Here is an 18,544-nt window from a genome sequence, read left to right as displayed (position 1 = left end):
AGCCCTGCACTACGGGCAAGATCACGGTTGTGGAGGCGACACCACGGCGGCCCGCCCCCGGTCGGGGCGGGCCGCCGTGTGCGTGCGAAGGGCCGCGGCTCAGGTGGCCGTGGAGGCGGGTGCCAGGGCGTTGACCAGAACCCCGCCCAGGGCCCCGTGCGCGCGTTTGGTGGCCGGGCGCAGGGCACCGACGTCGATCTTCGTGTACGAGGATCCCAGGTGGTCGTCCCACGGGATCCGCACGATCGCACGGCAGCGGCCGCGGGCCACCCGCTCCGCGGCGTCCACGTCCTGGAGGCTGCGCTTGCTCACCCCGTTGACCACCAGGACCGAGTTGGCCCTGAGCGCGCCGTAGCCGTTGCCGTCCAACCACTCGAAGGTCATCGAGACCGCGCGCTCGGCGTCCGCGCTGGCCGGCGCCACCAGGACGAGCCCGTCGGCCACCGGCAGGGCCCGGGCCACACCCGTGGCGGCCGGGTCCAGCAGCGTCACACCGTAGAACCCGCCGAGCAGACCGGTGAGCTGGCCGTAGTCGCGGTCGTCCAGGGTCTGGACATAGGGGTCGTCCAGGGTCTGGACGACCTCCAGCCCGGTCCCGGCCCGGCCAGCGTAGGAACGCATCCGGTCGTACTCGTCCACGGCGTCGGCGTTGGCCAACAACGCGGTGAGGGTCTCCGGGGCCTGCGCGCCGACCCGGCGGGACAGGCCGTTCGGGCCGGGGTTGACGTCGACCGCCACCACCCGGTCGTCGCGGTGCGCGGCGAGGGTGTGCCCGACCATCAGGGCGGTCACCGTCTGCCCGGCGCCACCGGTGCAGCCGAGGACGACCAGGGAACGGGGTTCGGCCAGCGGGATGCGCAAACGCTCGATGTCGCTGGCGGGCAGGTCCGAGCGGACCGGTGCCCCTCCCCCGGTGACGACCTTGGCCAGACGGCGCCAGCCGCGGGTACCGCCGGAGTCGGCGGCGGGTTCCTCGGCCTGCCTGGCCGACTCGGGTTCGGGCCGCTGCGAGGGCACCCCGTTGGGGGTGTCCCCCAGGCGGGCCTGCTCGCCGGTGCCGTGGTCGAGTTCCAGTTCGGGCTTGGCCGGGTCCGTGTCGGCGGACGCGGGGCCGGAACCGCGGGTCGGTTCGGGTTCCTCCCCCGGGACGGGCTGGCCGAAAAGCTGACCGATGCGCCGGGCGTTCTGCGCGACCCGGTGGAAGACCCCGTCGTGCAGGTCGTGCTCCCCCGGGGCGCCCTGGGGAGCGTCCGTCGTGCTCTCCTCGGCTTCCGGAGCGGTCGGCTCCGCAGCCGTCTGCTCCGCCCGGGCCTGTGACCCGCCCTCTCCTGCGGCCGGGGATCCCGCCGGGGCGGCCGAAGAGTCCGCCGAAGCGGCCGGGGTGGTGGAGGCGGCCCGCATCGTCCGGGACAGCCGGTCGGAACGGGCCGGGGCCTCCGGTTCGGTCTCGGCCACGGCAGGGGCCCGACGGGCGCGGAGCGCGTCCGCCTCCGCCTCGGCGAGCTCGGCCTCGGTCCTCCTGGCCGCGGCCCCGGACACAGACCCCGACTCGGAGGCGGAATCGGGTGCCGAGGCCGCGGGCTCCGGGGAAGCCGTCCCGGCCCCGTGCCCGGACGCGGGCCCGGACTCTGCAGGGGCGGGGTCCTTGCGGACCTCCGCGAAGCTCACGAGCTCACCCGTGCCGTGGTCCAGCTGCGTGGGCGGCTTGGGCCCCTCGTCCGGCTCGGCGGCGGCTCCGGCCGTGCGGCGCTCGGCCTCCGCCTCCTCCCGAACAACCCGCTCCCGGTCCTGCCGCTCCCGCGCGGCCCGCTCCCGGGCCTGCTGTTCGCGGGCCTGCCGCTCGCGCGCCTCGGCAGCGGCGCGGCGCTCCTCCCGGAGCTCGCTGACCGCGATCACCGGGTTGTCGCGGTCCCCCACCTTGGGCTGGTCCGGGTGGCGGCGCTTACCGTCGTCGAACCACTCCGAGGGGTCCCTGTGCTCGTCCGCGCGCTCCCCGGAGGGCACGGCGTCGGCGAACTTGGGCCGCGGCGGGGCCGGGGTGTCGGCCTTGATCAGATGCTGGTCGAGCACGGACATGTGCTCGGACCATTCCGGGCCGCGCTCGGCGGGGTCCTCCGGAGCGGGCTCCACCGGCACAGCCTCGTGCTCGCCGGTACCGTGGTCCAGCTGTAGCGGCGGTTTGGCGGCCCCGTCAGCCGGGACGGAGGCGGGCGCGGCCCCCGCCGACGGTTCGGTGCCCGCCCCGTCCGCTGGTTCGGTCGCGGCCTCCGGCTCGGATCCGGTCCGGCGGGCGGCTCCGAGGCCGGTCGCGGCGTGGGAGGCCTGCGGCCCGGCCTCGGACCGGCCGATCCCGGCGTCGCCCCCCTCCTCGCGCGGCCCCGGCCCGCTCTGTTCCTGGTCCTGTTCCCCGCCCGGTACGGCCTCCTCGGGCGTGCCGGAGGCCGGGGGCAGCCACGGCGCCGCGGACACCTCACCGGCCGCCGTGGGGCGTCCGGTGGCGGCGGCGTAGCGGGCGGCGTAGTCGGACAGGTCCGGGTAGTCGGTCCCTCCCCCGGAGCCCGGACGGTTCCCCTCCTCGTCGGCTCCGAGCGCCCACGGAGCGGCGTGCGGGCGCCCCTGGCGGCGGGCCTTCGCCGACCGGTCCGGGCCGGCTCCCCCGCTGTCCGGGAGGGCCTGCCCCCGGGCCCTGGTTCCGGGCTCGGGCCGGGCCGGGCGGACGCGTTCACGCACCGGGGCCGGTTCCGGGCCCGCCTCCAGGGCGGGCCCCTCCTCGTCAACGGGGCTCTCACGGCGGTCCGCGAGGTCCTTGGCCACTCTGATGCCCTGGACCCGACCGCGCAGGCGACGGGCGGCGGCGGACTCCTCGCCCGTCCCCTCCGGCGCCCGGGCCTCCGCGATCTGCTCGGCACGACGCCGCTCTTCCGCGTCCCGCGCGGGGCCGGGTGCGTCCGGGGTGACCGCGTCGGCGAGGTCGGCGCTGCTCATGGCACCCGTCTCGCTGGAGGCGTAGGCGCCCTTGGAGGTCAGTCCGAGGGGGGTGTGGCCGGAGGAGGCGCGCAGCTGGGCGAACCACTCGTCACGGTCGCGCTGCTCGTCCTCCTCGGTGACGTAGAGCGGTTCGTCGAAGCCCTCACCGGTGTCGTCGGCCCCCTCGGGCAGATCCCGTTCCGGCCCCCGGCGGCCACGGCCCCCGTCCGGGCCGCCGTCACCGGTCCGCCCGCCGTGGTGCCCGCCCCCGTCCGGGACGGAACCGTCAGCGCCGGGTTCGGCCCCCAGGCCGAAGCCGAAGTAGTTGAGGACACGGCGGCCCACCCCGGACCGGGCACGGTCCTCGTACCCGGGGGTGTCGGCGGCCAGCGCCAGGTGCCGGGACCCGTCCTGCTGCTCCGCCACGGCACCCTCCCCCCCGATCGGTGCGGTACCGGATCCGACCGGGCCGTGCCCGCCCGAAGCGGCGGCGGCAACGGACGGAACCCTCCGGGCGGAGGTGTGCTCACGGACGGGGGTGTACTCGACGGAGTCGTCGGGGCCGGGGGCCGGACGGGACACGGGCTCGGCCACGGGGGCCGGCCCGGGGGCGGGGCGGGACGCGGCGCCGACGGGCACACCGCGCAGCGGCGGCGCGGCCTCGGGGTCGGCGCGCAGACCGCTGCTCCCCGCGGCCGGGTGCTCCTCTGCGGCCAATTCCTGATCCGCGTCCTCGGAGACGGCGGCGAGCTCCCGCTCGGCGGCCTCCTCCGCCTGGACGCGACGGGCCGCACTCCGGGTCAGGGGCAGGGGCCCGGCGTCGGGGTCCCGGTGCCACACCCGGGCCGAGACCCGGGCCTCGGCGGGCTCGTACTCGGGAGCCAGGCGGGTGTAGACGCGAGCCTCGACGAGGAAGCGCGCCTGCGAGATGAGCAGCTCGGTGAGGCGTTTTCCCTCGACCACCGGCCGGGTGGCCAGCACGGTGATCACGCCCGGCGGAACGACCCACAGCACCAGGTGCCAGCCGTTGCCGAAGTCGAACGGGGCGTTGAGGATGCTCAGCAGCACCACCCACAGCGCGAACACGCCCAGGGCGACCCCGAAGGTACCCACCGGGAGCGGCATGGGCAGCCGGAAATCGTAGAGCTTGTACAGCCGCTTCTCGATACGCCAGATGTTGGTGTACGTGGGCAGATCCACGTTTCCGGCCTCCCTCGCCTATTCCGTCGATACGCCCATCGCTCGGGCGAGCGCCACGGCGATGACCTCGATGATGCCGGGGACGTAGAAGACGATCCCGATGAAGATCGCCAGGATGATGAACTGCATGAAGCGGGTGATCTCCCTGGTGAACAGGAAGAAGATCGCCACGATGGACACGATGACGAGGAAGAGCGGTCCGAAGAAGCCGCGTAGGAAGTCCGCGAGTCCACCGGTGTCGGGGGCGTTCTCCGCGGGGGTGGTCCCGTTCGCGAGGGAGGTCGGGTCGGCGCTGCCGAGGGCCGTCATGGTGTCGGCCGCGGCGGACAACAGGGGGAGCATGTCAGGCGCCTTCCTCCGCTGTCGGTGCTGGTGTGCACATGGTTTCTCTCGTCTCCTTGCCTACGGGCCCCGTCACCGTCCGGTCACTCGCCGAACGAGTGCGGGGCGCCCTGGATGTCACGCACGTACCACTCGTTGCCGGAGTCGACGATCGTGACCAGGTAGTTCTGCACCACCTGCCCGGTCTCGTCCGCGCTGTCGCCGGAGTCGGCGGAGGGCAGGGACCAGACCACGGTGGTCGCCACCTGTCGTACGTCATCATCCCCGGTCGAGGACTGGGATGGCACCGTCAGATCGGACAGTTCGTGAAATTCCAGACTGTTCGCCGGAAGCGGGGCGATCGCGGCACCCGGTTCCACGTAGCGGTCGAGGTGACCGGGCTCCTGCGCGTAGGCCTCGAAGAAGCCGGGGAGCACCTCCCAGAGCTGGTCGGCGACCTGCGGGTCCTCCTCGAACGAGGAGCCCGCGGGCAGCTCGGCCAGACCGGGCTCGGCGAGCAGGGCGGGGCGGCCGGAGAGGACCAGGGAGTCGCCGTCGCTGTAGACCGGCACCTGGAGGCTCATGGTTTCGCCGTTGACGTCGGCGCGGACGACCACGAGGGCGTTGTACTCGTCGCTGACGTCGACGGCGACCACGGTCAGGCTGTCCCCGGTGAGGCTGTCCGCGGGGACGTTGAGCCCGCCCGCCTCGCCCTCGGGGACGAAGGCGGCCAGGGCGGCCTGCCGGGCTTCGGGGTCGGAGGTGTCGAGGTAGGTCTCGGCGAAGCGCAGCGCGAAGGCGGCCGCGGCGGTCTCGGGGAAGTCGACCGTTTCGGCGGTCTCGGGTTCGGCCGCCGAGGTGGGGAGGGAGAAACCGTTGCGGATGGGGAACCAGATGCCGTTGAAGATGACGACGATGACGAACGCCCACAGCAGGACGCGCCCCACACCGACCCACCAGCGCCCGCCCGCGCCGGCGCGCGGCCTGCGGGGAGGCGGAGCGTCGAGCTCGCGGTCGGTGTCGTCCGCCCGGTCACGCACCGCGGTGTCGCGCCGCGACGTCTTGGCCATCCCCGCCTCCTCCACACAGTGACGCGCCGGCTGGCACGCCGACGCCCGAACATCATCGCGCCGTCGCCGACGCTTCCGCCATGCCCTTGTCTACCCCATCCCTATAGTGAGGCATTGTGCGGGTTGGGAGCCGCCAGGGCGAGTCCGCGTTTCCCTGTCGGGTGCCCATTGTCCCGCAGGGCGGAACTTCGCAAAAAGCGCAGAATACGGCAATGCACCACTGAACTCACCCTATGGTTGTGCACGTCAGCGTATTTCTGGCCAGACCGTAAAGGGATTGGTCACTGGCCGGAGAGCAAGATCTGTCCCCGGAGGACAGGAAACCGTTGACCGGTTGTAACCGGGATCTCCCCGGAAGTATCCGCCACCGCGGTCGGCCGACGGCCGAACCGCTAACGTGGGGACATGACCGCGCTGCCCGAACGGATGCGTCCGCCCCGGGAGGAAGGCTGGTTCGCGGAGGACCTGGACCACCTCCCGGAGGCCCCCGGCACACCGAGCTCATCGACGGAGCACTCGTCTTCGTGACGTCCCCCCAGCGCTCCCGGCACGGCCGCCTGGTCACCGGACTGACCACCGCACTGACGGACCGGGCTTTCCGGGGCGTCGGGACCGAACGGGAGATGACGGTCCGGCTCGACGCACGCAACCGGCCCGAACCCGACCTCCTGGCCACCAGCGCCCCCTACGACCCCGATCGCACGTGGTACGCCCCCGAGGACGTCCTGCTGGTCGTCGAGGTCGTCTCACCCGAGTCCGCCCACCGGGACCGGACGGTCAAGCTCCGCAAGTACGCGGAGGCCGGGATCCCCCACTACTGGTGCGTCGAGGAGGAGAACGGGGTCCCGGTCGCCCACGTCCACGAACTCGACGGTCCCACGGGCGCCTACGCCGCGGCGGGTATCTTCCGGGGCGCGCTCCAACGGCCCCTGCCCTTCGACCTGGACCTGGACCTGGCCGGGTTCCTGCCCCGACGCCGGGCCTGACCGGCGGTTCAGCAGCGGGACCGGGCTGCGGGCACGACGGTGCCGCGGCGTAGGGTTCCCGGCATGGCACAACGACTCCCCCTGCTCACTCCGCGCGTGCGCGACGCCGCCGTGGACCACCACGGGACGGTGGGCTCCGAGCACCGCTCCGCCCCGTGCCGCACCGTCCTCCCCGGCGGTGCCGGAAACACGGAGCAGGGCGCAGGAAGGCCGGTGACGAGACCGTGAGCGGTAGGAACGGATCCGTCCGGCGCAAGGTGGGCAGGGCGCACCCGGCCCGGCGGATGGAGCGGGTGTTCGGGTACGGCGCTCTGGCGGGGCTGGGGCTGTTGCTGCTGAGCATCCCGATCGGCATCGTGACCAACCTGGTCACCGGCGAACTCGAAAGCCCGGTGTTCCTGGTGCCGCTCGGCCTGGGCACCGTACTTGCCTGCGTGGGCTGGGTCATGTGGGGCTCGTGGTCGGCGACGCTGGACCGGTACACCGAACCCCTGAGCACCACGGCGAAGCTCACCCTCGCCGGTACCACCGCGATCATCCTGAGCGTGCTGCTCCTCTTCGGCGCCGGAATCCCCGTGGTCATGTACGGCGATACCGAACCTCCGCCGGGGTGGGTGATCCCCACCGTGGTCGGCATCGGCGGCGCGGGGGTACTCCTGTTCACCGCCACCCTCGTCGGCTCGGCCGTCTACGGAGGCATCGCGCTGGGCGGGCCGCGCTGGTGGTGGGTGGGGGTTCTCCTGTCAGTCGGCATCGCGGCGACCAGCGTCGGCTGGGCGGTCGGGCAGGCACCGACCACCGTGCTGGGCGTGGTCTGCCTGGTCGGGTCGGTCGTCGGCTACCGCCGGGCGCTGAAGTCCGGTCTCAGGCAGGGCAGGCCGGACGCCGTGGAGGCGGACGGCCACCGCAGGGGGCGCGGCCGATGACCCCGGACGGGACACTGCGAGGGGCGGCCCGAACCGGTCGGGCCGCCCCTCGTGAACGGTTTGGGGCATACGTCACCCCCTCTCAATTCCAGACCCTGGTGCGGTGACCGCAGGGCTTCACCGGGCTCGTCCCCCCTGGCTCGCCCCGGCAACATTTCAGGTCATCCCATTAGACTGACCTCATGGCGAAGCACCCGATCACCCGACTCGACGCATTCGCGTTCGGCCCCTTCCGCGATATCAGTGTGGATCTCGCTCCCGGATTGAACGTGATCGTCGGTGACAACGCGACGGGGAAGTCGCAACTGCTCAAACTTCTTTATACCGGCACGAAGTCACTGCACGAAGCCGAAGTACTGACGAAGAAGGAACTCAGTTCAGCGATCGCGTCGAAGCTGGTCGGCACCTTCCGCCCCGAGAGCCTGGGGCGACTCTGCCGCCGTGTCCAGGGGACCGGAAGAACGAACGTCAGCATGAAGTACTCGGGGATCCGTGAACCGCTCAGCTTTTCCTTCTCCTCGAAGGCGACGCGCGAGGTGGTCATGAACCAGGTGCCGCATCGGCCGTTGGAAGACGAACCGGTCTTCCTTCCCTCTCACGAGCTGCTCTCGCTCGCCGCCACATTCGTCGCCCTGTACAACACCAGGGAGACTCCGTTCGAAGAGACGTGGAGGGACACCGCGGAACTCCTGCAGCGACCGGCCCTCCTCGGACCCAAGGGAAAACGCGCCAACACGATCCTCAAACCGTTCTCCGATCTCCTCCAGGGCGGAACCGTCTTCGAGAGGGACGGGCGGTTCTTCCTCAAGCAACCCGGTATCGGGAATCTGGAGGCCCCCCTCCTGGCGGAAGGGCATCGGAAACTCGCCATGATCGTCAGGCTCATCGCCTCCGGGGTTCTCCTGGAGGGGGGATACCTGTTCTGGGACGAGCCCGAGGCCAACCTCAACCCCAGGTCGCAGAGGGCGGTGGCGCACGCTCTGATCCATTTGGCCTCGCAGGGCTCCCAGATCTTCGTCGCGACCCACAGCATGTTCCTCCTACGCGAACTACAGATGTCCTCCGGCGACGTCGCCCCCCGCTACATCGGACTGGAACGGCGCCGAAGCGACAACGAGAACGTGGCCGCCGCCGAAGTGACGGCACAGGCGAGTGACGATCTCGACGAACTCGATTTCATCGCCGCCCTCGAAGCAGAGGCCGAGCAGTCCGATCGCTACCTCGCCTGGTGACCCGACATGCCCACCCGTGAAATATGCGTGGACGGGACCTACTTCACGTTCCCGGACGGCTGGCAGGTCGACATGTTCGACGAGTGGCCGCAGTTTCGCAAGGCGGCAGGAGCGCTGAGCCTCAAAGGCTGCGACGTCATAGCCCTCAACAGCGATGAACTGTGGATCATCGAGGTGAAGGACTACACCTACGCAAATGCGGAGCAGCCGCCGGACCTCGCCAGAACGGTGGCTCTGAAAGCGGCCGGAACGATGGCGTTGCTCTACTCCCTCGCCCGAACGAACGCGGACAGCAGGGCCAAGGAGTTTGCGATCAGGTGCGCATCGAGCACACGGATCCATCTCGCGCTACACATCGACGTGAAGGACGGGGGACGGCGGCAGAGGCAGATCAAACCGGTGCTTCCACCAATCCTGACCAAGCTCCGGCATTACCAGAAGGCGCTCGGACTGCACAAAGCACACGTCACCTCGACGCTCGCACCGAGCGCCTCCACACCGTGGACCGCCCGGCGGGACCCCGCGACACGTGCCGTTCACGCGGACCGCTGAGGTCTCCGGGCGCGATCGTTACGGCGCGCGAGGGGCGGCCCGAACCGGTCGGGCCGCCCCTCGTGAACGTTCGGGTCAGACGTTGAAGCGGAACTCCACCACGTCGCCGTCGGCCATCACGTAGTCCTTGCCCTCGATTCGGACCTTGCCCGCGGAGCGGGCGGACTGCATGTCCCCGGCCTCGACCAGGTCGTCGTAGGAGACCACCTCGGCCTTGATGAAGCCGCGCTGGAAGTCGGTGTGGATGACGCCGGCCGCCTCGGGGGCCGTGTCGCCCTGCTTGATCGTCCAGGCACGGGCCTCCTTGGGCCCGGCGGTCAGGTAGGTCTGCAGGCCCAGGGTGGAGAAGCCGACCCGGGCCAGCTGGGCCAGGCCGGACTCGGTCTGGCCGAGGGACTCCAGCAGCTCCTGGGCCTCGTCCTCCTCCAGCTCGGCCAGCTCCGCCTCGATCTTGGCGTCGAGGAAGATCGCCTCGGCCGGGGAGACCAGCTCCTGGAGCTTGGTGCGCAGGGCCTCGTCGGCGAGCTCGTCGCTGTCGAGGTTGAACACGTAGATGAACGGCTTGACGGTGAGCAGGCTCAGCTCACGCAGCCGGTCCAGGTCGATGTCCTTGGCCTGCGAGAGCGACACGCCCTCGTCGAGGACCTCCTGGGCGCTCCTGGCCGCCTTGAGAAGCTCCTGGGCGTTCTTGTCCTTGGCGTTGCGCTTGGCGTCCTTCTCCAGGCGCGGAACGGCCTTCTCCAGGGTCTGGAGGTCGGCGAGGATCAGCTCGGTGTTGATGGTCTCGATGTCGCGGGAGGGCTCGACGTCGCCGTCGACGTGTGTGACGTCGGCGTCCTCGAAGGCCCGGATGACCTGGCAGATGGCGTCGCTCTCGCGGATGTTGGCGAGGAACTTGTTGCCCAGGCCCTCACCGGTGGAGGCGCCGCGCACGATGCCCGCGATGTCGACGAAGTCCACCGTCGCCGGCAGGATCTTCGCCGAGCCGAAGATCTCGGCCAGCTTCGCGAGCCGGGCATCGGGCACGCCCACGACTCCGACATTGGGCTCGATGGTCGCGAACGGGTAGTTCGCGGCCAGAGCGTCGTTCTTGGTCAGCGCGTTGAAGAGGGTGGACTTGCCAACGTTGGGCAGGCCGACGATCCCGATAGACAGACTCACAAGGTCAGAGTCTATGCGGACCGAGGGGGCGGCCGGTCCGTCCCCGTCGGAGGGCAGACGCGGGCACGAGAACCCAGTCGGCGAAACCCAACCGCCCAAACCCAATCACCGAAACACAGTGCACTCATGACACTACCCAGAGTAGGTTCGGTGTGCGGCCGGGCTCCAGGGGCGGGAACCGGGCACACACCTCCGGGCCACAGGAGCGCGCCCGAGGAGCGACGGAGCGTTCGCCGCCCCGGCAGCAGCCACCACGGCACCGTTCCTTTGGGGGGAAGACACTGTGGTCCAAGACCAGCTGCGCGCGTTCGTGCACCGATACCCGATCGTGCGCTTCGCCACCCGGCAGATCCGCGTCCACCTGCCCAGACGGTTCGGCGGCCTGGACCCGTCCAGGGTCCCGCCGTGGAACCGCCGCTTCTGCCTGGACCTGCCCCGCCCCGCGGACGACCGGCGCAGGGTCGGCCCGGACACACTCACCCTCCAACTGCCCGGAGACCTGACGGTTCCCCGGCGGCTGGCCGCCTCGGGCCTGTCCAGACACGAACCCGGCAGCCTCGCCAGCTTCATGGCGATCCTCGACCACACCCGTCCCGGCGCGGTCCTGGACATCGGTGCGGGCGTGGGGGTGTACTCGATGCTGGCGGCCGCGCGCTCCCGCTGCCCCGTCTTCGCCTTCGAGCCCACCCCGGAGCTGGCCTCCGCCGCACGGTCCGTCTCAGCCTCCGCCGACCTGGGCTTCAGCGTCGTGGACCTGGCCCTGAGCAACCACAACGGCACCGGACACCTGCGCCGGGCCCTGCACAACGACATGTGCAACCGGCTCGTACGCACCGCCCGGCTGGGGTTCGCGCACATCACCGTGCGCACGGCCACCCTGTCGCGCTGGAACGAGACCGCCGCCACCTACCCGACCGTGGTGAAGATCGACACCGCCGGAACCGAACCGGACGTGGTCGCCGGGGGTCTGGAGGTCCTGCGGCGCTACCGCCCCTGGGTGATGACCAAGGTGCGTCCCGACCGGGGGGTGGAGGAACGCCTGATGGCCCTCCTCGACCCGCTGGAGTACCGGTGGTTCCCGATCAGCGGCGCCCCGCCCTACGAGGCCCGCACCGAGATCTCCGGCAGGGCCTCCCCCGCCTGGGAGCGGATGTGGATGCTCGCGCCGGAGGAACCGTCGAGCGGGTTCTGGGATTCGGTCACCGTGTGGCGTGAGGCCCTGAAGAAGTGTCGGAGCGGACCCGCCTGACACACGGAGTTCGGCGTGCCCGCCCGGCCCGCTCGTGTCCGGGACCGGCTCAGATCCAGCCGTCCAGAGCGGTGAGCAGCCCCGGGAGGTCGTCACGGTGGATGCAGTGCCCGGCCCCCTCCACCGTGCGGACGGTGAAGCCGCGGTCGGCCAGGGCGCGGGCGCCCTCGGGCCCGACCGGCGAGCCCACCCCCGCGATCACCGCGAGCGAGGGCACCTCGGCGGTCTTGGGGAAGTTGTCCGTCCCGGCGACGTGTTCGGCGACCCAGGTGTGGAAGTCCGGGTCGGCGGCGGCGAAACCCGCCAACTCGATCCGTACGTCCTCGTCGCTCCACAACGGGTGGAGTTCGCGTACCCGGGCGGCGTCGGCGGTGGCGTACACCCGGCGCATGCGTTCCCCGGTCCCGTCGGGCAGGGGTGGGACGCGAAAGGCCGGGTCCACGTAGACGGCCCGGGCCGGGCGCAGGTGCTCCAGCGCCAGGGACACGGCCACGCAGCCGATGGAGTGGCCCATGACCAGGTCGGCTCCGGCGGGCAGCGTGTCGACGAGGTCCTGGCGGAGCGCCTCCGTCGAGTACTCGCCGCGCGGGCTGTCTCCGTGCCCGCGCAGGTCCACGCCGACGACCCGGTAGCCGCGGCGGACGAGTTCGTCCTCCACGGCGTGCCAGGTGCGGTGCAGGGCCGACCCGCCGTGCACGAGGAGGGCGGTGCGGTCTCCGTCTCCGCTGGTATGGGTGGCGAGGCGCATGTGGGGCCTTTCTCCGGGGGCCGCGGGTGTCACGGGGGTTCCGGAAAGCGTGAGTCCTCGGCTCCACCCCGACAACCCCCGCTGGTGGCCGGTTCCGGTCAGGGGACGGGTGCCGACGGGCCCGCCCCGGCCCGCGGCCTCCGCGCCGCCCCCGCCGTCCGGGGTCCTGCGCGTTGACGACACGGGGCGCCCGTGGATTGAGAACATGGCGCCATGGACGCCCTCGCACTCGTACTCACGCTCCTCATCGGCCTGGCGGTCGGTGCCGCCCTCGGATGGACGCTCGCCCGCGGCCGCGGCGCCGAGGCCCGAGCGGACGCCCGAGCGGCCCAGGAGCGCGCCGTCTACGTGGAGGAACAGCTCGCGGACCGGTTCCGGGCGCTGTCCGCGCAGGCCCTGGACCAGACCAACCAGCGTTTCCTCGAACTCGCCGAGGGGCGGCTCCGGGCCGTGAGCGCCGAGGCCGGGAGCGACCTGGACGAGCGTCGGCGTGCCGTGGAGCGGATGGTGGAACCGTTGACAGCGACCCTGAACCGGGTGGAGACGCAGCTGAGGGAGGTCGACGCCGGGCGGGCCGCCGCGCACGCGGAGCTGGCCAAGCAGGTCGAGTCCGTGCGTGAGGGTTCGGATCGCCTGCGGGACCAGACGCAGTCGCTGGTGACGGCGCTGCGCAGGCCGGAGGCGCGCGGCCGGTGGGGTGAGCTGCAGTTGCGCCGGGTGGCGGAGCTGGCCGGGATGGTCGCGCACTGCGACTTCGAGGAGCAGGCGGTGTCCGGGTCGCAGCGACCGGACATGGTGGTGCGATTGGCGGGCGGCAAGAACGTCGTCGTGGACTCCAAGGTGCCGTTGGCCGCTTACCTGGACGCGGTCGGGGCCGGGGAGGGGCCGGGGACGCGGGACAGGCTGCGGGCGCACGCCAGGCACGTGCGCACCCACGTGGACCAGCTGGCTGCCAAGTCGTACTGGGCGGCCTTCACCCCCGCGCCCGAGTTCGTGGTGCTGTTCATCCCCGGTGAGGCCTTCCTGGCTCCGGCGCTGGAGTACGACCCGGAGCTGCTGGAGTACGCGATGGGGCGGCGGGTGCACATCGCGACACCGACCACGCTGATCTCGCTCCTACGGACGGCGCAGTACGCGTGGCAGCAGGAGGCATTGAGCGAGAACGCCCGCGAGGTGTTCGACCTGGGAAAACAGCTGCACGCGCGGTTGTCGAAGCTGGGCGGGCACGTGGAGGTGCTGGGCCGGGCGCTGAACCGGACGGTGGGCGCCTACAACCAGACCGTGGGGTCGCTGGAGAGCCGGGTGCTGGTGACCGCGCGCAAGTTCGGGGAGCTGGGTCTGGTCGAGGGCGATCTGGGGCGGCCCTCGGGTGTGGAGGAGCGTCCGCGTACGGTGACGGCACCGGAGTTCACCGAACCCGCGTCGGTCGAATCGGATATGTCGGAACTCGGAATCACGGGCACCGCCGGTTTCGACGGTATTCGGCATGGGGGTAACGGCCACAACGGTTCGACCCAAAAGGAACACGGCGAGAGCCTTCACGGAGAGTGACTTAACGGTCAACCGTCCGGAACCGGCCAGAACCAGCCGGGGAGATCCCGGCGTCCAAGGGGTGGAAGCCGCGTTCACCCCGGAAGGGGCAAGTGGCCGAAATGACGACACGATCCCAGGAAAGACCCCCGAACATTCACGAGAAGTGACACACTAAACACTGTGAGTAACAAACTTGGGAGGCGCACGACCATGCCCCCGCGCAAGACGGACGGTCCGGAGCCCGGACAGGCCCCGTACTTCGTGCGGTCCAGCGGTCGCAGCCGGGAGGCACCCAGCGCGGACGGGACGGCACGCAGGCAACCGAAAACGGCCCCGGCCGCTCCCCGGCGCCCGCCCCGGCTGACCGGGCGCGGCGGGGTGCTGCTGATCGTCGTGTTCAGCTTCGCCGGAACCATGATCGCCCACCTGGCCTCCGTCACCACCGCCCCGGGCCTGGCCTTCACCATCGCCTGCCTGGTCACCGCGTCCCTCGTCCGGCCCGGCGACCTGCTGTCGCTGTCGGTGAGCCCGCCGATCGCCTACTTCGCCGCCGTGGTCGCCGCCGAGAGCCTGCTGGCCCTGGGCAACGAGGGCTTCGCCCGTGTGCTCATCCTGGGCCTGGCCTCCCGACTGGCCGAGGTCGCGCCGTGGCTGTTCCTGGGCACGGCGCTGGTCCTGGTCATCGCGGTCTTCCGCGGGCTGCCCGGCAACCTGCGCACCCTCGGCGACGAGCTCAACGGCCGCGAATAGCCCCGGCAGCGCTCCGGGGCCGAAGTCGGGCCGCCGGGGTCAGAAGGGCGCGTCGGCGTCCTTGGGCTCATCGCCCCGCCGCTCGTCCATGGCTGCGGCCAGCTTGGCGCGAGCGCCCTCCAGCCAGCGCTCACAGATCCGGGCCAGTTCCTCGCCGCGCTCCCACAGCGCCAGGGACTCCTGGAGGGTGAGACCGCCCGACTCCAGCTTGCGGACGACGTTGTTCAACTCCTCCCGGCTCTCCTCGTAGCTCAGTTCCGGGGCCTCACTCGTGTCGGCCATACCTACTCCCCCTCGGGCTGTGCGGTGTCGGTCTCGGGGCCGGTGTCCTCGGCGGTGCCCGTCCTCTTCGAGGCACCGGTCCTCTCGGCGGTGCCGGCCTTCTTCGCGGTACCGGCCTTCCTGGCAGAGCCGGCGGCCTTGCCGGTACCGGCCTTCTTCGCAGTACCGCCCCTCTTCGCGGTACCGCCCTTCCCTGCGGCACCGGTCCTCCCGGGTGCGGCGGACCCGCGCGGTCCGGCCTTCTCCGCCGGTGCGGGCTCCACGGTCGCCCCGACCGCCGCGGTCTCCTCCTCGCTGTCCACGGAATCGACCGTGGCCCTGAGACCGTCCTCCGCGAAGCGCAGTCGCAGAACCTCTCCCACCGCGGGCTCGGTCGCCGAACGGACCACCGAGCCGTCCTCGCGCTGCACGATGGCGTAACCGCGCGCCAGGGTGGTGGCCGGGGACAGGGCGTGCAGCCGGGCCTCGGTGTGGCCGAGCCCGTCGGCGGCGCGGTCCAGCGAGACGGTCAGGCTCCGCCGGGCCCGGTCGCGCAGCTCCAGGACCTGCTCGGTGAGCCGCTCCGTCTCCCGGACCGGGTCGGCCAGGACCGGGCGGGCCCGGATACCCGACAGCCAGGTGAGCTCCCGGTCGAGCCCGCCGCCGATGACCCTGCGGCCGCGGTCACGGAGCTGACGGATGATCTCCAACTGCTCGCCCACGTCGGGGACGGTGCGCTTGGCGGCGTCGGTGGGGGTGGAGGCCCGCACGTCCGCCACGTGGTCCAGCAGGGGTGCGTCCTGCTCGTGACCGATCGCGCTGACCACCGGGGTGGCCGCGGCGGCGACGGCGCGGACCAGGGCCTCGTCGGAGAAGGGCAGCAGGTCCTCCATGGAACCCCCGCCCCGGGCGATGACGATGACGTCGACCTCGGGGCGCGAGTCCAGTTCGTGCAGTGCCTCGATCACCTCACGGGTGGCACGCTCACCCTGGACCGCCACCTGGCGCACCTCGAAGCGCACGGCGGGCCACCGGCGGCGGCTGTTCTCCAGCACGTCGCGTTCGGCTGCCGAGTCACGGCCGCAGACCAGGCCGACGGTGTTGGGCAGGAACGGCAGCGGGCGCTTGCGGGCCGGGTCGAACACGCCCTCGGCGGTCAGGGTGCGCCGCAGCTGTTCCAGACGGGCCAGGAGTTCACCGATACCGACGTGCCGGATCTCCCTGGCCCTCAGCGAGAAGGTGCCCTTGAGCTGGTAGAAGTCGGGCTTGGCGTGCATGACCACGCGGTCTCCGGGACCCGGGGCCGGTTCCTGCCTGCGTAGGACGGAGGTCTCGCAGATCACCCGGATGGAGGCGTTGGCGACCGGGTCGCGCAGGGTCAGGTAGGACATGCGGCCGCGCGAGTTCAGTTCGGCGATCTGGCCCTCGACCCAGATGGCGCCCAGCCGGTCGATCCAACCGCCGACCGCTTGGAGTACGACCCTGACCGGTTGCGGTGACTCCGCGGAACTCTCCATGCCCATGGCTCCAGAGCCTAGGCCAGGGTGGTGACAGTTCCGGGCAGGAGAGGCTCCACGGAGCACGCCGCGGCGCGCTCAGGCCTCGGCCTCGAGCTTGGCGATGCGGTTGTCGTACATCTTCACGAACTCGGGGCGGCTCTGGTGCGCGACCTCGTAGGAACGCAGGTCGCGGACCTGCTCGATGGTGAGCTTGCGCAGGCGGGCACGGACGGAGGGCAGGGTGAGCTCGTCGTAGGTGGGCACGGCCAGGTCCTCGGCGGCGGGGGAGGCCCCCTTGCGGACCTTCTCCAGGACCTCGTCGCTGGCGACCCTGGTGTGCGCCTCGGCGGCCTCGATCTCCTCGGCCAGCGCGGAACCGTCCTCGGGAACGTCGGCGGTGGCCGGGGCGGAGGGGCCTTCCCTGCGCTCCTCGACCAGCTTGGCGGCCTCGGCGGCGGTGGACCCGGCCTCCTCGGCTCCGTCTCCGGACCGCGACCCGTCGGACTGCGCGGTCCCGTCGGGGGCGGCCTCGGGCTGCTCGGCTCCGGCAGCAGCGGTCTCGGACTGCTCGGGCTCGGCGGGAGCCTCCTTCTTCTCCTCCTCCTTCTCCACGGGGGTTCCGGTCTTCTCCGAAGGAGCCTCAGCGGCGGTCTCGGCGGCAGCGGCCGGGGCCTCGGTGCTGTCCACCGTCTCCGCGGTCTCCGCCGTGGGGGTCTCGTCCTTCTTGTCCTGCACGGTCGTGACGACCGGGTCCTTGCGCCCGAAGACGCCCTTGAAAAGGGAGGTCAGCTTCGTGACGATGGTCGGGTTCGACATAGGACGGGGGCTCCTGATGCTCTCGGCGTTGGGCCGGCGGCGCGCGTCCAGCAAACCAGGCAAGGCCGAGTTGAGGGCGAACCGCCTCATAACAGATGCGATGGTGAACCAGGATAGAGGAGGGATTACCAGTATGAGCGGGTGGGAAGTGAACGATTTCGCCACTTCGCAGCCCGGTCGGGAGCATTCCGTTGCCCTGTCGTCACCTGTCCGTGGCCTCGCCGATAGGTGAACCCCGACCGGTGTGCTATCCCACACCCGGACGCACAACCCGAGATCACACCTAGGATGTGTCCCATGAGTGCGATGACGACTGCCACGAACCAACGCCGTGTGCTACTCGCCAACCCCCGGGGTTACTGCGCCGGTGTCGACCGGGCGGTCATCACCGTCGAGAAGGCCCTGGAGCAGTACGGCGCCCCGATCTACGTGCGCAAGCAGATCGTGCACAACACCCATGTCGTACGCACCCTGGAGGAACGCGGCGCGATCTTCGTCGAGGAGACCGAGGAGGTGCCCGAGGGCGCCATCGTCGTCTTCTCCGCCCACGGCGTCTCGCCGGCCGTCCACGAACAGGCCGAGCGGCGCCAGCTCAAGACCATCGACGCCACCTGCCCGCTGGTCACCAAGGTGCACAAGGAAGCCCAGCGCTTCGCCGGTCAGGACCGCGACATCATCCTCATCGGCCACAACGGCCACGAGGAGGTCGAGGGCACCAGCGGCCACGCCCCCGAGCACATCCAGATCGTGGAGAGCCCGGAGGAGGTCGACAAGGTCGAGGTCCGCGACCCGGACAACGTCTCCTGGCTGTCCCAGACCACCCTGTCGGTGGACGAGACCACCCAGACCGTGGACGCGCTCCGGAAGAAGTTCCCGAACCTGCTCGCGCCGCCCAGCGACGACATCTGCTACGCCACCTCCAACCGCCAGGAGGCCGTCAAGGCGATGGCGCCCGAGTGCGAGCTCGTGATCGTGGTCGGCTCCGACAACTCCTCGAACTCCGTGCGGCTGGTCGAGGTGGCCCTGGACGCCGGGGCGGACGCCTCGTACCTGATCGACAACGCCTCCCTGATGGAGGAGGCGTGGCTGGAGGGCGTCACCACGGTGGGTGTGACCAGCGGTGCCTCGGTGCCCGACATCCTGGTCCGGGAGCTGCTGGACAAGCTGGCCGGCTACGGCTTCGGCTCGGTCAGCCCGGTGACCACCGCCGACGAGACCCTCACCTTCTCGCTGCCCAAGGAGCTGCGCCGCGACCTGCGCGCGGAGTAGGTCC

18 protein-coding genes are annotated in these 18,544 nt (G+C 71.3%); 10 read left to right on the top strand and 8 right to left on the bottom strand.

Features of this window, described 5'->3' with window-relative positions; genetic code table 11:
* Positions 1-99: 99 nt before the first annotated feature.
* The 3 genes from IE195_RS26535 to IE195_RS20685 all read right to left on the bottom strand — a co-directional run bounded on the left by IE195_RS26535 (position 100) and on the right by IE195_RS20685 (position 5,558).
* The gene (locus tag IE195_RS26535) at positions 100-4,167 is read right to left on the bottom strand and encodes a conjugal transfer protein (RefSeq protein WP_191274109.1); all 4,068 of its coding nucleotides are present in this window, start codon (positions 4,165-4,167) and stop codon (positions 100-102) included.
* 18 nt (positions 4,168-4,185) lie between these two features.
* A complete protein-coding gene (locus IE195_RS20690) occupies positions 4,186-4,509 on the bottom strand; it encodes a hypothetical protein (protein WP_191274107.1) in 324 nt (107 codons plus the stop codon).
* 83 nt (positions 4,510-4,592) lie between these two features.
* Positions 4,593-5,558 (bottom strand): conjugal transfer protein, encoded by a 966-nt coding sequence (locus tag IE195_RS20685; RefSeq protein WP_191274105.1) that lies wholly within the window; start codon positions 5,556-5,558, stop codon positions 4,593-4,595.
* A 405-nt stretch (positions 5,559-5,963) separates the two neighbouring features.
* On the opposite strand from IE195_RS20685, the gene IE195_RS26530 reads away from it, so the two are divergent.
* The 6 genes from IE195_RS26530 (at position 5,964) to IE195_RS20660 (ending at position 9,254) form a co-directional block, all read left to right on the top strand.
* Positions 5,964-6,086 carry a hypothetical protein gene (locus tag IE195_RS26530; protein ID WP_264081840.1) on the top strand — a complete coding sequence of 41 codons (123 nt, stop codon included), beginning with the start codon at positions 5,964-5,966 and terminating at the stop codon, positions 6,084-6,086.
* A complete protein-coding gene (locus tag IE195_RS20680; protein WP_229826347.1) occupies positions 6,083-6,544 on the top strand; it encodes a Uma2 family endonuclease in 462 nt (153 codons plus the stop codon). The genes IE195_RS26530 and IE195_RS20680 overlap by 4 nt, the downstream gene beginning before the upstream one ends.
* A 63-nt stretch (positions 6,545-6,607) precedes the next feature.
* A complete protein-coding gene (locus IE195_RS20675) occupies positions 6,608-6,772 on the top strand; it encodes a hypothetical protein (RefSeq protein WP_191274103.1) in 165 nt (54 codons plus the stop codon).
* On the top strand, positions 6,769-7,470 hold the full coding sequence (locus tag IE195_RS20670; RefSeq protein ID WP_229826341.1) for a hypothetical protein: 702 nt from the start codon (positions 6,769-6,771) through the stop codon (positions 7,468-7,470). The genes IE195_RS20675 and IE195_RS20670 overlap by 4 nt, the downstream gene beginning before the upstream one ends.
* 182 nt (positions 7,471-7,652) lie before the next feature.
* Positions 7,653-8,702: an AAA family ATPase gene (locus IE195_RS20665; RefSeq protein ID WP_191274101.1), complete on the top strand. Its 1,050-nt coding sequence runs from the start codon at positions 7,653-7,655 to the stop codon at positions 8,700-8,702.
* Positions 8,703-8,729: 27 nt separating this feature from the next.
* The gene (locus tag IE195_RS20660; RefSeq protein ID WP_229826340.1) at positions 8,730-9,254 is read left to right on the top strand and encodes a hypothetical protein; all 525 of its coding nucleotides are present in this window, start codon (positions 8,730-8,732) and stop codon (positions 9,252-9,254) included.
* Between the two features lie 75 nt (positions 9,255-9,329).
* Here IE195_RS20660 and ychF read toward each other — a convergent pair whose 3' ends face one another.
* Complete coding sequence (gene ychF, locus IE195_RS20655; protein WP_191274097.1) at positions 9,330-10,415, bottom strand: redox-regulated ATPase YchF; 1,086 nt, start codon at positions 10,413-10,415, stop codon at positions 9,330-9,332.
* A gap of 283 nt (positions 10,416-10,698) precedes the next feature.
* On the opposite strand from ychF, the gene IE195_RS20650 reads away from it, so the two are divergent.
* Positions 10,699-11,664, top strand: coding sequence for an FkbM family methyltransferase (locus IE195_RS20650; protein ID WP_191274095.1), 966 nt, complete (start codon positions 10,699-10,701; stop codon positions 11,662-11,664).
* A 49-nt stretch (positions 11,665-11,713) separates the two neighbouring features.
* Here the strand turns inward: IE195_RS20650 and IE195_RS20645 are convergent, their stop codons facing one another.
* Positions 11,714-12,412, bottom strand: a complete 699-nt coding sequence (locus IE195_RS20645; RefSeq protein WP_191274092.1) for an alpha/beta fold hydrolase — start codon at positions 12,410-12,412, stop codon at positions 11,714-11,716.
* A 213-nt stretch (positions 12,413-12,625) separates the two neighbouring features.
* Between IE195_RS20645 and IE195_RS20640 the strand changes: the two genes are divergently transcribed.
* Complete coding sequence (locus IE195_RS20640) at positions 12,626-13,963, top strand: DNA recombination protein RmuC (protein WP_191274090.1); 1,338 nt, start codon at positions 12,626-12,628, stop codon at positions 13,961-13,963.
* Between the two features lie 192 nt (positions 13,964-14,155).
* On the top strand, positions 14,156-14,695 hold the full coding sequence (locus IE195_RS20635) for a DUF6542 domain-containing protein (RefSeq protein ID WP_191274649.1): 540 nt from the start codon (positions 14,156-14,158) through the stop codon (positions 14,693-14,695).
* A gap of 39 nt (positions 14,696-14,734) precedes the next feature.
* Here the strand turns inward: IE195_RS20635 and IE195_RS20630 are convergent, their stop codons facing one another.
* From IE195_RS20630 to IE195_RS20620, 3 genes are all read right to left on the bottom strand, one after another.
* Positions 14,735-14,977 carry an exodeoxyribonuclease VII small subunit gene (locus tag IE195_RS20630; RefSeq protein ID WP_191274088.1) on the bottom strand — a complete coding sequence of 81 codons (243 nt, stop codon included), beginning with the start codon at positions 14,975-14,977 and terminating at the stop codon, positions 14,735-14,737.
* A 2-nt stretch (positions 14,978-14,979) separates the two neighbouring features.
* Positions 14,980-16,479, bottom strand: coding sequence for an exodeoxyribonuclease VII large subunit (xseA, locus tag IE195_RS20625; protein ID WP_191274086.1), 1,500 nt, complete (start codon positions 16,477-16,479; stop codon positions 14,980-14,982).
* A gap of 72 nt (positions 16,480-16,551) precedes the next feature.
* Positions 16,552-17,271, bottom strand: coding sequence for a DUF8129 domain-containing protein (locus IE195_RS20620; protein ID WP_191274084.1), 720 nt, complete (start codon positions 17,269-17,271; stop codon positions 16,552-16,554).
* A gap of 297 nt (positions 17,272-17,568) precedes the next feature.
* On the opposite strand from IE195_RS20620, the gene IE195_RS20615 reads away from it, so the two are divergent.
* On the top strand, positions 17,569-18,540 hold the full coding sequence (locus IE195_RS20615; protein WP_191274082.1) for a 4-hydroxy-3-methylbut-2-enyl diphosphate reductase: 972 nt from the start codon (positions 17,569-17,571) through the stop codon (positions 18,538-18,540).
* Positions 18,541-18,544 lie beyond the last annotated feature (4 nt).

It is taken from the genome of Nocardiopsis terrae, from assembly GCF_014651695.1.
GTDB classification, from domain to species: domain Bacteria; phylum Actinomycetota; class Actinomycetes; order Streptosporangiales; family Streptosporangiaceae; genus Nocardiopsis; species Nocardiopsis terrae.
The sequence above is the reverse complement of the archived record's forward strand: the minus strand, read 5'-3'. Positions and strand labels throughout refer to the sequence as shown.